Raw genomic sequence first — 12763 nt, 5'->3', positions numbered from 1 at the left:
TTGTGATTTTGAGCAGAAAAGAAAAGAGGCTTTAAACGATCTTTGAAAGGTCTTTGAAGACCCTTTGAGAACCACTTAAAAACTCTTTGAGAAAAAATAAATTGGTACAAAACCTAGTGGCAAAATATACAAAATCCGCTGGCAAGCTACATACATACACCAATGACAAGCTAAAACTACACAACAAAAAAAGTAATGGTAGCGGAGGAGGGATTTGAACCCCCGACACAAGGATTATGATTCCTCTGCTCTAACCTACTGAGCTACTCCGCCAAAATAAGCAATCATACAAAATAAGCAATCATAATTGTAAAGAATTACATCTTTTGCGGATATAAGGGGTAGAATAGTAAGATGTCAAGCATCGTTTTTAAGCTTTTCTCTTGTCATTCTATTTTATCCTCGATATGTAAAAGTGTAATTTTATATGATAAAGTAGGGTAAGGCATGAAAATGGTGCCACGTGTAGCGGTTTTAGGATGCGGTCATTGGGGTGAAAATCATATACGGACACTCCATTCTCTCGGGGCTTTGGCAGCAGTCTCTGATATTGATAATGATCGTGCTGCTAGTTTTGCAACGATGTATGGTGTAGAGCTTGTTACACCAGATGATCTTTTTACGCATCGAGATATTGATGCGCTGGTATTAGCACTGCCGCCACAATTGCATACGCAAAATGTGCTCCGTGCTGTTAAAAATGGTAAAGATGTTTTGGTGGAAAAACCTATAGCCTTGAATGTTTCTGATGCTAAACGCCAAGTTCAGGAGGCTGAGGCTTATGAGCGAGTTTTTATGGTGGGCCATATTTTACGTTTTCATCCGGCTTTTGAAAAAATGTGTGAATTGGTGAAAAACGAAGAAGTGGGAGATGTGCGATATATTTATTCTCATAGATTAGGCTTTGGAAAATTTCACACACACAGCGATGCTTTATGGGATCTTGCGCCTCATGATCTCTCAATGATTTTGGCGTTGACAGGGGGTGAACCTTCCGAAATTCGCGGTGAGGGGGCTGCTGTCGTTGATCAGATTTCTGATTTTTCTCATATTCATATGACTTTTCCAAATGGTGTGCGTAGTCATCTTTTTACTTCACGCTTGAGTTCTTATCGTGAGAGACGTTTAACTGTTGTTGGAACAAAAGCTATGCTCGTTTTTGATGATATGGAACCGTGGAGCCGTAAATTGGCAATGCACCATTTTGCCGTTTGGAAAGAAAATCAAGAGTGGGCTTTTAGCATGGATGAGCTGAATTATATTGATGTTTGTGAAGATTTGCCGCTTACTTGCGAATTACGGCACTTTCTTCATTGTATTGAAACGCGTCAATCACCTCGTACAAATGGTGATGATGCTATTGCGGTTTTACGGATTTTAACAGCTGCTGGTGTCAATTATGATAGATAAAAGAGATAGGTAGCGCTTTTGCATTCTTGTGATGATCAATGGAGTTAATATGCAATTCATCGACCTTGGGGCGCAGCGTGCGCGTATTGAAGATAAAATTAATTCTGCAATTGCACATGTGGTCGCTAGTGGTAAGTATATTTTGGGACCAGAAGTAACAGAATTTGAAGAGAAATTGGCAGAATATCTTGGCGTTAAACATGTGATTGCATGTGCTAATGGAACAGATGCTTTGAAGATGCCTCTTATGGCTAAAAATATTGGTCCAGGGGATGCTGTATTTTGTCCTAGTTTTACATTTTCAGCAACGGCTGAAGTGGTTGCTTTAGTGGGGGCTAAGCCTGTTTTTGTTGATGTTTTACCTGATACATTCAATATTGATGTTGAAAAACTTTCTTACGCTATCGAAATGGTAAAAAAAGAGGGACGTTTAAAGCCAAAGGCTATTATTGCTGTTGATTTATTTGGGCTTTCTGCTGACTATGTGCAAATTGCTCAAGTGGCAGCAAAGGAAAATCTTTTTGTAATTGAAGATGCTGCTCAATCTATGGGTGGAATAAGCGGTAATACCATGTGCGGTGCTTTTGGTGATGTGGCTGCTACAAGTTTTTATCCTGCAAAACCATTAGGATGTTATGGCGATGGAGGCGCTATGATGACCAATGATGATCATTTTGCAGAACTTTTACGCTCTATTTTGTTTCATGGTAAAGGTGAAACGCAATATGACAATGTACGTATTGGCATGAATTCGCGCTTAGATAGCATTCAGGCTGCAATTTTACTAGAAAAGTTTGCGATCTTTGAAGATGAAATGGAAAAGCGTGTAGAAATTGCTCAACGCTATTCCAATGGCTTAAGAGATATTGTTACAGTTCCAGAAATGGGAGAAAATATTCGTTCTGCTTATGCACAATATACGATTAAGGTAAAAGAACGTGATAAATTAAAAGATTTTTTACAAAAAAAATCTATCCCTACAATGATTTATTATAAAACTCCGTTACATCAACAGCCAGCTTATAAACACTTCCCTTATGTAAAAGATTCCCTTTCTGTTTCAGAGTCTTTAGGAGAGTGTGTTTTAAGTTTACCAATGCATCCTTACTTGACACAAACGGATCAGGATATGATTATCCAAAAAATAAGAGATTTTTATCACTCTTGAGAGCGTGTTTTATCCTTAAAATTATCGTAAGAGCTCTATTGGTGACCCATCTTAGAAGGTATTTTTGTTAGAGCGTGTGACCAATGTTTTTGGTATTATTTGCTTTCTAGGACCTATGAAATGTTGTGGCGGTGATATGATTAGCAAGTGGAATCTGCTAGACAAGAAGATGCTTTTTAACAGAACGGTATGGGTTAAGAAACTTTGTCGTTTAGCTTAGCAAGAAAGTCACGTTTAATAAAAAGGATTTGGGTTATGAAAGTTACAATGAACCTTTGTTGGTTTTACTCTTCATTCAAGGTGTTTTAAAAGATAACTTATTTAACAGAGCTTTTGGAGAGACAAGTGATTTTTTTGCGAATACGTGATGCGAGGTCATTTTTGTTTTTTGATTTTTGAATCAATGTATTGATGGGTGATGTATTCCCCTCTTGTAGCGCTATTTGAGCTGCCAATGTTGCTGCAAGTTCTTTTGTTTCTTCACGGAGTTCTTCCAGCAATTGGTGGTTAGCAGTCGTGTCAAGCTCATGAGTTTGGATTTTTTGTAAACGTTGCTGATAGTGTGCGATTTTTTCACGCATCATTTTTCTTTCCTTTGAAAGTGTGTATTGTGGCGATATTTTGTTTGATTGCTATCGCTTCTTTGGTGAGAGTGTCTTGTATGGGGAGGCATAGCCGATAAAATTGTTCTGTTATTTGGCTCAGTTGTATTTTTTGTTGGGCGTATTTTTTTTGCAAAAACTCGTACTTTTGTTGGTTTTTTGCTAATTCTACAGCATGTTGTGCACGAAGAAAATCGTGATTTGCTTCTATTTCCGCGAGTGATAATGGCATTTGCGCACAAACATCTTTATACGCAAAATGAACGGCTTTACGCCAAATAAAAGGAGACAAAAGCACCAGTACCCAAGAAGTGAAAGCAACTCCAAGAATAAAAAAAAGAAACGATTGAATAAGCATAATACCCCTTTTCAAATAAGAATACGTTTAAAACGGATTCCATGTCGGTCTAGGTGTTAATTTTAAATATCCTATATTGATACCAAGGCGTGCGCCGATTCCTGTACGTATTGGGATTAACAAGGTATTATGGTATTTGAGGACATGAAAACCAACACCTGCAATTAAATAGGCCGAACCTGAAATACCGCCATAGCGTTTCCATAAATTATTTATGCTATTAAGGTTGTAAACTAAGATCATTAAACGGGAGCCTTGGCCGCCAAAGTCCCATCCTACTGAGGGACCTTGCCAAAAAACTTTATGTTGACCATAGCTTTTGGTAAAAACCTTTCCTTCGCCATAGGTTAATCCAGCAAAAAAGGCACCAGAAGCTTCTTCTCCTAAAATATAGGCATTGGGATAACCGTATTGTGAAAAAATATTTTGAATTGCAACAGCTAGACCACTAGCTGTTTTTCCAAAAAAAAGATGACCAGAATCAATAATTTCTTGGAGTGAATAATGGGGTTCATTTTGCTCTATTGGTTGTAGTTGAGCATCTGCAGTGTTTATGGTGATGAATAAAAGGAGGATTAAAGATATAATATTTTTGTACCAGTATTTGAGCAGAGAGAGAGCCATGGAGTTTTCTCCTTTTATTAGTGATAAACAAAAAGATAATATTAGAATTTTCATTCTATTCAAATAAAAAATAAGATATAAGGTTATTTAAATTCTTGAATTTATTTCTGAAATTTTTTTAGCATGATTGTTAATGTTTCCTACTATGCATCAGATATTAAGAGTTTTTCTTTAAAATAAAGTTTGTTTTTTTGAATCTAGGAGTTTTCAATCATTATGAAGTTAGATATTTCTTTGAAGCCTATGGATCTTGCTGCTTTGCTTTGTAGTCGCATTTGCCATGATTTGATTTCACCTGTGGGGGCTATTCAAAATGCAATGGAGCTTTATGATGAAGGAGGAGCTGAAGAAGATGCTTTACAATTGGTGCGTTTATCCGTTGCGAGTGCTGCTGCACGTCTACAATTTGCGCGATTGGCTTTTGGTTTTGCTGGTGCAAGTGGAGGACAAATAGATACACGGGCTGCAGAGCAGGTTGCTCAACAATATATGAAAGAAGAAAAAGCAACTTTAAAATGGCAAGCTTCTTCTTTATTGTTACCAAAAGATGAAGTTAAACTTTTGCTTAATTTATTATTGATTGCAAACGCAACAGTTTCTCGTGGTGGTGAAATTGTTGTTATGATTTTGCAAGAAGAAAATAAACGTTCTTTTCGATTTGAGGTTTTCGGTAAAACTCTCCGTATACCCCCTCATTTTCTTGCGTTATTTCGTGGAGAAGTTCAAGAAGAGCTTATTGATGCACATGTCATCCAATTTTATTACACAATGTTACTTTCTCAGATGACAGAGATGAAAATAAATATTGATGAAAGTGATCATTGTATTGTTTTAGAAAGTGTAAAAAAGCTTTGAATAAGAGAGAAGCGCTTAAGCCGTGTTGGGAAAAGTGGCTTCGATTGAACTTATGAGCAATAGGGTTATATGTGTAAATTCTGTGTGGTTACTTCTTAAGCTTTAAGCGCTTTCTATATGAGATTCTTGGTGTGCGAGTTTTCTACTTTTAACAGAGAACAGATCTCGGGAAAAATCTCGGCCCGCTACACTCCGAGATTTTACAAAGTGCATTTTCACTGCTTAAGCGGTTTTTCGTACGTTCTCTTCAACTGGATCACGTAATACATAACCACGTCCCCAAACTGTATCAATGTAATTTACACTAGAAGAGACTGCTTCCAATTTTTTCCGCAATTTACAGATAAAAACATCGATAATCTTTAGTTCTGGTTCATCCATTCCACCATAGAGATGATTGAGAAACATTTCCTTAGTAAGGGTGGTACCTTTACGTAAAGAGAGAAGCTCTAGCATTTGATACTCTTTTCCGGTTAAATGAACGGGGCGCCCTGCAACTTCGACGGTTTTTGCATCAAGGTTAACAGTGAGATCACCGGTAACAATAACCGATTGTGCATGCCCTTTAGAACGACGAACAACTGCATGGATACGTGCAATGAGTTCATCCTTATGAAAAGGCTTCGTCATATAGTCGTCAGCTCCAAAGCCAAAACCACGGACCTTGTCTTCAATGGCATTCATACCAGAAAGGATTAGGACAGGAGTTTTTATTTTTGCCAACCTTAGAGTCCGCAAGACATCATATCCTGACATGTCGGGCAAATTCAGATCAAGCAAAATGATATCATAATCATAGAGTTTTCCTAAATCGATACCTTCTTCACCCAGATCAGTGATATAAACATTAAAGTTAGCTGACTTTAACATTAACTCAATGCTTTGAGTAACTGCTCTATCATCTTCAATTAATAATACGCGCATTTTAGATCCCTCACTTCGCTCCTTCACGAATCATAAGGAGCATTTCTATTTTATAATCAGTTAGCAAAGCCACTGTTATAAAAACAATTCATGAAATCAAACACTTATAACAAAGTGTTTATGTATATTTCAGTAGTACGCGTAACAATCACTACTAAATTCCCCACTATCCATGATAGTGGTTAACAAAATATTTTTATTTTTGAAAGAGGCTACAAAATTATTTTAGAAAAATCGCATATTTTTTAACATAATAAAAAAAGAACGGCTTTTTCTATAAACTTTAACTTAAAAAAATTTGTAAAAGAGCATTATAAATTACTTTTTTACAATTTCAGTGTTTATTTACTGAGCTTTAAACCTCTTCATTTTATAATGGAGGGAAAAGTAAAGAAATAGTTATTGCTCTTTAAAGCAGATTGTATTTTCAGATGCTTTAATGAAAGGCGAAAATTATTATAATTTCAAGTCAATAGACTGTTTTTGTCGGATAGACATATAACTAAAAGATATTTATTGGGTGTGAATGCGAGTTTTGAGTTGGCGCAATCAAGGAGTAGTGAGTATGAAGCCGCGAGAAAATATGGTGCGATTGAGGATGTTTCAAGTGCGTGGAAAACGCCGTGAAATTGCACAGCTTGAGATGATGATCGCAGAATTTGAACGAATGGTGTTAGAGCTGGAAGCACAGATTACTAATGAAGAACGTAAATCTGGAAACAATGATGTTCACCATTTCGCTTATTCTGCTTTTGCGCGTGCAGCGCGGCAAAGACGTGATAATCTGATCAATTCAATTCGTGATTTACAGCTTCAAAAAACAAACGCTGAAATTGCTCTCCATGAAGCTAATACAGAGCTGCAACGTGCACAGCTTTTGGAAGCACGAGAAAAGAAGATTGCTGCGGATGATGAGGATATTTTGATTCAATCTAATTCAATGGTTGGATGATAAAAGCAATTATTGAAAAATCCATTCTTTCAGATTTATCTTTTGGGTATAGTATAAAACAGCCAAATTTTTATCAAATTTGGCTGTTTTATAAGTTTTTTTATGTTATCGAATCGTAATTAATGGCAACTTAATGCCTGTAGTTTTGAATCTTGGTCGTTCGTAATCCCGCTAAACCGTGTTCATCGATCAAACTTTGCCATGAAAGAAATTCTTCTACAGTCAAAGTATAACGTTGGCACGCTTCGTCAAGACTTAACAATCCACCTCTGACAGCCGCAACAACTTCAGCTTTGCGACGAATCACCCAGCGTCGTGTTGTTTGCGGCGGTAGGTCGGCAATTGTAAGCGGACTTCCATCTGGCCCAATAACATATTTCATTTGTGTTTTTATCAAATTGGTCATTCGTATCCTCTACCTTTAGTCAAGGACTTGATTCGTTTATAGAGCATGAAATTTAAAAAAGAGCTAAACACGCTGAAAGAAAAAATTAATAAAGTGATTGAGCACGTAAAAAGAAGTTTAAGTGAAGTGTGTAGAAGAGCTTCTTGTAATATTTTTCAGATTTTAAAAAGAGCAAAAAAGGTTTTCTCCCAAACGATTGCCATTATGCCTTATTTCTATCATTCTTTTTTTGTTTGCAGCAGCCTTTAAGAAAGTAATGCCTATGGTTGTGGAAAAGATAAAAAAACAATATAAAGACAATCAATCGTGTAAAAGTGCTGAAGAGCGTACATCAAAATGTTAACATATGGGTAGCCATTAAACAGAGCATTAAATAGAGAATGAATACATGTTTTTAAACAGTCTTGATTTACCAGGACAACCTGAGGATTCTCGCATTGTTGTTGCAATGTCGGGGGGGGTTGATTCATCGGTTGTTGCAGGTCTTTTGAAAAAGGAAGGGTATAATGTTATTGGCATTACGTTGCAGCTTTATGATCATGGGGCAGCAACGCATCGGGTGGGGGCATGTTGTGCAGGACAAGATATTGAGGATGCTCGCCGCGTTGCAGAAACATTAGGAATACCGCATTATGTTCTTGATTATGAAAAGCGTTTTCGCGAAGCTGTTATTGACCCTTTTGCAGAAAGCTATGCTCATGGAGAGACACCAGTACCATGTATTGCATGTAATCAAACGGTTAAGTTTGCTGATTTATTAGCAACAGCACGTGAATTGGGGGCAGATGCTTTGGCTACGGGACATTATATTCGTTCGCGTTCCCACGGAGCGCATCGAGCACTCTTTCGTCCTCTCGATAATGATCGTGATCAGAGTTATTTTCTCTTTGCAACGACACAAGAACAGATTGATTATTTGCGTTTTCCACTTGGTGATCTTCCAAAAGCCCGCGTTCGTGAAATGGCAGCAGAAATGGGATTTGTGGTTGCCAATAAGCATGATAGTCAGGATATTTGTTTTGTTCCACAAGGAAAATATTCAGATGTTATCGCAAAACTGCGTCCAGAAGCCGCTAATCCTGGCGTTATTGTCCATATTGATGGAAAGATTTTAGGTAAACATTCGGGAATTGTTAATTATACGGTTGGTCAACGTCGTGGTATTGGGGTGTCAACGGGTGAAGCGCTTTATGTAGTTTATCTCGATGTGGAAAATGCACGTGTTATTGTTGGACCGCGTGAAATGTTAGAAACGCATAAGCTTTTTTTACGTGATGTGAATTGGCTTGGTGATGAGTCGTTAGATAAATTTCCTTCTCAAGGTATTGAGGTAGCTGTAAAGGTGCGTTCAACGCGTCCTCCTCACCTTGCGCGCTTACATTATAAAGAAGGTATTTTTTCCGTTGATTTATTGGAATGTGAAAATGGTGTGGCACCAGGGCAAGCTTGCGTTCTTTATGATGGAAATGGTCATGAGGCACGTATTCTTGGGGGAGGATTTGTAACACATTCAGAACGTGCGGCCGATACTGAAATGATGTTAAAGCGCGTTTTATGCAATCTCGAAACAAAAGATTCTGTTTCCTCTGAACTAAAACAACAGCTTCGTAAAACATAGTCAATTGATTTATAACGATAATTTTTAACCTTAAACTTGAATGAGAGACTTCCAGAAGGTTCTCTCATTGAGAGTTTGTTTTATGATTGGATCCATCAAAATTATGTCTTTTGCACGTCATGAGCGGGGTTAGGGTGTGGAAAGCATTGATAAGAAAAATATAAAATGCTTTTTAATCAATGCTTTCAAATGCTAGGGAACAGCAACATTATTGGGACTGATGAATAACATACAACATTGGATATGTTTTACAACTTAAAGTGTTATCATTTTTAGTGGTCAAAGTTGGTAAAATGGGCAAGTGCAATACCTGAGGCTGTGGCAACATTAAGGCTGTCAAAACCGTTAGTCATGGGAATACGTAAGGTTTTTGATTGTTGTAGTATATGGGGCGGTAAGCCATCGCCTTCTGTTCCAAAAATAAGTGCCATTCTTTTAGTTTTGTTGGCTTGCTTGAGAGTGTGTGAAGCAGAAGGGGAGAGTGCATAAAGATGAAATCTTTTATCCTTTAGAGCAGCTATAATGTCATTTATATCAGCGTTTTGCGTATAGGGTACTTTTAAAGCAGCGCCGGCAGAAACTCTTATTGATTTACGATAAAGTGGATCGCATGAGGTTTTGTCGACAATAATGCCATTACTGGCAAAGGCTGCTGCATTACGAAAAATTGATCCCATATTATCGTGATTCGAGATACCACATAAAACAAGAATCAAAGCTTTTTCTGGAAGATGTTGTAGAAAACTTTGTAAGGATGGCAGTGTTTTGCGTTTACCAATACCCAAGACACCACGATGAACATGGAAGCCGGTGATATTATCCATGACTTTTTGTGGAACACAATAAATGGGACATAGAGGCTGTGTTTTTTCTAAAAGCGGTAGAAGTCCAGAGAGACGGTTTGCTACGGTGAGCAGTGAGATGGCAGAAAACTCTTTCGAGTGCAGTAATGCGGACAAGGTTACTTTGCCTTCAGCAATAAATTGATGTTGCCGTCCAACAAGATCTTTTTCACGGATATTATGATAGGCTTTTAGGCGTGGATCATCTGTTTCATTGATTGTTATGATATTCAAATGCATGCGAGATTTTTAGTGCTTTTTTCTTATGATTTCCAGATGTTAGAATTTATTTTATTTAAAAAAAAGAGATAAAAAAACATTATTTTAAAACTTATGGTAGAATTTATGTTGACAATATACAACCATAGGTATAGTATAAAAACACTGGTACGGAATCATATATTTTTCTCGTATCGGGTGCAGTGTCTTGGGTCCCCGCTATTTCCCAAGTTCTGTATGCCCTTAATTTCTAAGGGAAAAGAATCTGGGTCCCCAATGCCCAGATTCTTTTTTTGAGGGTATCACTGTTCTTCTTTTTTATATCTCAATTTTTTAGTAAATCATATTTTAAAATCCAGTTGATCTGTAAGGTTACAGTAGAGCGCTAAGATATTTTTCTAAGGTGCAAAGATGGCTTATAGATGGGTTATAATGCACATCATAAGACTGAAAAATAACGCATGATCATGATACATTTGAGCAAAAACAAGTTTTTTGTTTATGAGATGTGAAATGGCTTTAAGTTATTCAGAAAACGATTAATAATGAAGATGATGTGTTTGATTGCTCTTGGGAAAGCTCTTTGTTTATTATTTTCCTTTCTTCTTCCTTTATTGGTGCTGTTCGTGTAACTGAGCAGTTTTTACGATAATAATGGTGAGCTGGGGCGTTTATTGTATGATGAAGCTTCTGTAATATTGAGGAAATATCGTCGATATGCCAAAAGTATAATGATATGGTTGAAAATATTAATTCCCTATTTCGTGAAGAAAAGGATGAGGCTCATGGATGTAAAAATCAATATACAAAGCTTAACTTTATACTCTATTTTTATTGCGTGTATTGTTTTTGCTTTGAAATATTGGGCATATCACATCACAGGTTCGGTTGCACTTTATTCTGATGCATTGGAATCAATAGTTAATATCCTTGCGTCATCGGCAGCATGGTGGGCTGTTAAAGTGAGTATGAAGCCAGCGGATCAGGATCATCCCTTTGGGCATCATAAAGCGGAATATTTTTCCGCAATTCTTGAAGGGATACTCATTATTATTGCGGCAATTGTTATTTTAAGAGAAGCATGGATAGCTCTTTCTACCGTTCAATTATTGCAGAAGCCTGGAATATGGCTTGTTATTCATCTTATTGCAACTGTCATAAATTGTATGTGGGGAATGGTCCTTATTTGGCAGGGAAAACATCATCGCTCACCGGCTCTTAAAGCTGATGGAGTCCATTTTATAACAGATGTTTTTACTTCGCTTGCAATTTTAATTGGTCTGATTGCTGGTTTTGTAGGAGGATGGGGAGTTTTAGATCCAATTTTAGCGATAATCGTTGCCGTTAATATTCTCTTACAGGGCTGGAAGGTGATTAGAAATGCTATTCAGGGATTAATGGATGTCGGCGTTGAATTGAATGAAAGCATGCGGATTCGGGAGCTGATTTCTGCAAATGCATCTGGTGCGCTTGAGGTTCATGATTTACGGACGCGTGTTGCTGGGAGGGTTACTTTTATAGAGTTTCATTTGGTTGTGCCTGCTGTAATGCAGGTAGGAGAAGCACATAAGATTTGTGATAAAATCGAAGGTGTTCTTCAAAAAGAATTTGATAATGTGCGTATTTCTATTCATGTCGAGCCTGAAGATGAGGCAAAATTGCCTCCCGGTACAACGGTGATACCTTTTATATAAAAAGATTTTTTTCAAATTGCCTGTCATGTTATGGAGATTGTTTTTTTATGATGGGGCGATTCATACCTCTCGAAAATACAATGAATCTCTTTCGTTGATTTAATTTTTGCATCAATCAATTATAAAAGGTTAAACAGAGTATTTAAGGCAAGATTTATTCTATTTCGTTAAAATACTGTCATTTAAGGTGGGGGGAGATAAGGCATATAAAATTTGATCTATTAAGTGTTTTTAGAGTGTGGAGTAAATATTCAAAATAGGGCTTGCCGGTGTATTCTTGTGTAAGTGAATCTCATGAAATGGTTAGCTGCTTAAATTCACTTAAGAGAACGGATTGTTTACAGACTGTCGGGGGTAGATATTTTGTTTCTTAGGGCGAAGAGGAATGAAGCTTTTGTAATAAGTTTAATGAGATTTAATTATAAGTTTTATATAAAAGTTATGAATAAAATTTTAAAGTTTGTGATCATAGATCAATCATCGTTATTGTTGCTAATAAATGTGTTGTTTTATCGATAAAATGTGTTCTATTTTAAATGTTCTTTATTGCATGAAGGATAGGGGGCTCATTAAAGAATAAAAAAACAAAAAATAATGCTCATATCTCTACTCTTTAAAGGATATTATTGTCGTTGCTTTAGAAAATCGCAAAGCTGAACTAAAGAATGATGCTAAAGATAGATACTGGTTTTTAATTGATGCCTTCATATTTTCATTCCAATCTAGCATCAAAAATTTTACAATGACGCGTACAGTACTGGTGCATCCTAATCATAAATATGCTGCTATATCAGGGCTATTTTAATGTATAGACAACAAGAAAAAGCAAAGACTTTATGAGGAAAATAATGCTATAAAGTCAAAAATTTATACGCAATAAATTAGAGAGATAGATCGAATTTTTATAAAATACTTTATGAGACAACAACCAAACATATCTGGCTTTACTTTTACTTATTTTACAAACGTTCGTTTATGTCTTTTGTGTTATATTCGTAAAGATCAGATTAGCGGTAATCTATAGATAACTCTTGGTTGAGAATATGAAAGGAAAGTGTGATACTATAGTAGAGTTTTGCCTGTCTTTATCG

General features: G+C 36.6%; 11 protein-coding genes, 1 tRNA gene and 1 pseudogene. 7 read left to right on the top strand and 6 right to left on the bottom strand.

All coding sequences use genetic code 11. From position 1 onward, the window contains the following. Positions 1–196: 196 nt before the first annotated feature. Positions 197–273, bottom strand: a tRNA-Met gene (locus ACFIJ7_RS05860). Between the two features lie 180 nt (positions 274–453). Between ACFIJ7_RS05860 and ACFIJ7_RS05855 the strand changes: the two genes are divergently transcribed. Beyond that, positions 454–1410 carry a Gfo/Idh/MocA family protein gene (locus ACFIJ7_RS05855; protein WP_375644805.1) on the top strand — a complete coding sequence of 319 codons (957 nt, stop codon included), beginning with the start codon at positions 454–456 and terminating at the stop codon, positions 1408–1410. 49 nt (positions 1411–1459) lie between these two features. After that, the gene (locus ACFIJ7_RS05850) at positions 1460–2578 is read left to right on the top strand and encodes a DegT/DnrJ/EryC1/StrS family aminotransferase (RefSeq protein WP_375644803.1); all 1119 of its coding nucleotides are present in this window, start codon (positions 1460–1462) and stop codon (positions 2576–2578) included. A gap of 317 nt (positions 2579–2895) precedes the next feature. On the opposite strand, the pseudogene ACFIJ7_RS05845 reads toward ACFIJ7_RS05850, so the two are convergent. Beyond that, positions 2896–3538, bottom strand: a pseudogene (locus tag ACFIJ7_RS05845) (hypothetical protein). 27 nt (positions 3539–3565) lie between these two features. Continuing rightward, positions 3566–4162 carry a DUF1134 domain-containing protein gene (locus ACFIJ7_RS05840; protein ID WP_375636131.1) on the bottom strand — a complete coding sequence of 199 codons (597 nt, stop codon included), beginning with the start codon at positions 4160–4162 and terminating at the stop codon, positions 3566–3568. A gap of 216 nt (positions 4163–4378) precedes the next feature. Between ACFIJ7_RS05840 and chpT the strand changes: the two genes are divergently transcribed. Beyond that, complete coding sequence (gene chpT, locus ACFIJ7_RS05835) at positions 4379–5017, top strand: histidine phosphotransferase ChpT (protein ID WP_375636132.1); 639 nt, start codon at positions 4379–4381, stop codon at positions 5015–5017. Positions 5018–5239: 222 nt separating this feature from the next. On the opposite strand, the gene ctrA is transcribed toward chpT, so the two are convergent. Next, the gene (gene ctrA / locus ACFIJ7_RS05830; RefSeq protein ID WP_015856677.1) at positions 5240–5941 is read right to left on the bottom strand and encodes a response regulator transcription factor CtrA; all 702 of its coding nucleotides are present in this window, start codon (positions 5939–5941) and stop codon (positions 5240–5242) included. A 565-nt stretch (positions 5942–6506) separates the two neighbouring features. Here ctrA and ACFIJ7_RS05825 point away from each other — a divergent pair. Beyond that, positions 6507–6893: a flagellar export protein FliJ gene (locus ACFIJ7_RS05825; protein WP_375636133.1), complete on the top strand. Its 387-nt coding sequence runs from the start codon at positions 6507–6509 to the stop codon at positions 6891–6893. Between the two features lie 130 nt (positions 6894–7023). Here the strand turns inward: ACFIJ7_RS05825 and ACFIJ7_RS05820 are convergent, their stop codons facing one another. Beyond that, positions 7024–7299, bottom strand: coding sequence for a DUF1153 domain-containing protein (locus tag ACFIJ7_RS05820; protein WP_015856675.1), 276 nt, complete (start codon positions 7297–7299; stop codon positions 7024–7026). 45 nt (positions 7300–7344) lie between these two features. Here ACFIJ7_RS05820 and ACFIJ7_RS05815 point away from each other — a divergent pair, with 45 nt between their 5' ends. Both ACFIJ7_RS05815 and mnmA read left to right on the top strand, forming a co-directional pair. Further along, positions 7345–7548 (top strand): hypothetical protein, encoded by a 204-nt coding sequence (locus ACFIJ7_RS05815; protein ID WP_375644802.1) that lies wholly within the window; start codon positions 7345–7347, stop codon positions 7546–7548. Between the two features lie 139 nt (positions 7549–7687). Continuing rightward, the gene (gene mnmA / locus ACFIJ7_RS05810) at positions 7688–8917 is read left to right on the top strand and encodes a tRNA 2-thiouridine(34) synthase MnmA (protein WP_375644801.1); all 1230 of its coding nucleotides are present in this window, start codon (positions 7688–7690) and stop codon (positions 8915–8917) included. Between the two features lie 272 nt (positions 8918–9189). Here mnmA and ACFIJ7_RS05805 read toward each other — a convergent pair whose 3' ends face one another. After that, complete coding sequence (locus ACFIJ7_RS05805) at positions 9190–9999, bottom strand: TrmH family RNA methyltransferase (RefSeq protein WP_375644800.1); 810 nt, start codon at positions 9997–9999, stop codon at positions 9190–9192. A gap of 764 nt (positions 10000–10763) precedes the next feature. On the opposite strand from ACFIJ7_RS05805, the gene ACFIJ7_RS05800 reads away from it, so the two are divergent. Then, the gene (locus tag ACFIJ7_RS05800; protein WP_375636136.1) at positions 10764–11672 is read left to right on the top strand and encodes a cation diffusion facilitator family transporter; all 909 of its coding nucleotides are present in this window, start codon (positions 10764–10766) and stop codon (positions 11670–11672) included. Positions 11673–12763 lie beyond the last annotated feature (1091 nt).

This window comes from Bartonella sp. MR100HLJHH (genome assembly GCF_042194215.1).
In the GTDB taxonomy this organism is placed as follows: Bacteria; Pseudomonadota; Alphaproteobacteria; order Rhizobiales; family Rhizobiaceae; genus Bartonella; species Bartonella grahamii.
Note: the sequence above shows the minus strand (reverse complement) of the source record. Positions and strands in the feature narration are given on the sequence as shown.

Coding starts and splice junctions, on each gene's coding strand:
- ACFIJ7_RS05820 (WP_015856675.1), bottom strand. CDS start 7,299: ATGACCAATTTGATAAAAACACAAATGAAATATGTTATTGGGCCAGAT.
- ACFIJ7_RS05805 (WP_375644800.1), bottom strand. CDS start 9,999: ATGCATTTGAATATCATAACAATCAATGAAACAGATGATCCACGCCTA.
- ACFIJ7_RS05855 (WP_375644805.1), top strand. CDS start 454: ATGGTGCCACGTGTAGCGGTTTTAGGATGCGGTCATTGGGGTGAAAAT.
- ACFIJ7_RS05825 (WP_375636133.1), top strand. CDS start 6,507: ATGAAGCCGCGAGAAAATATGGTGCGATTGAGGATGTTTCAAGTGCGT.
- mnmA (WP_375644801.1), top strand. CDS start 7,688: ATGTTTTTAAACAGTCTTGATTTACCAGGACAACCTGAGGATTCTCGC.
- ACFIJ7_RS05815 (WP_375644802.1), top strand. CDS start 7,345: ATGAAATTTAAAAAAGAGCTAAACACGCTGAAAGAAAAAATTAATAAA.
- ACFIJ7_RS05800 (WP_375636136.1), top strand. CDS start 10,764: ATGGATGTAAAAATCAATATACAAAGCTTAACTTTATACTCTATTTTT.
- ACFIJ7_RS05840 (WP_375636131.1), bottom strand. CDS start 4,162: ATGGCTCTCTCTCTGCTCAAATACTGGTACAAAAATATTATATCTTTA.
- ctrA (WP_015856677.1), bottom strand. CDS start 5,941: ATGCGCGTATTATTAATTGAAGATGATAGAGCAGTTACTCAAAGCATT.
- chpT (WP_375636132.1), top strand. CDS start 4,379: ATGAAGTTAGATATTTCTTTGAAGCCTATGGATCTTGCTGCTTTGCTT.
- ACFIJ7_RS05850 (WP_375644803.1), top strand. CDS start 1,460: ATGCAATTCATCGACCTTGGGGCGCAGCGTGCGCGTATTGAAGATAAA.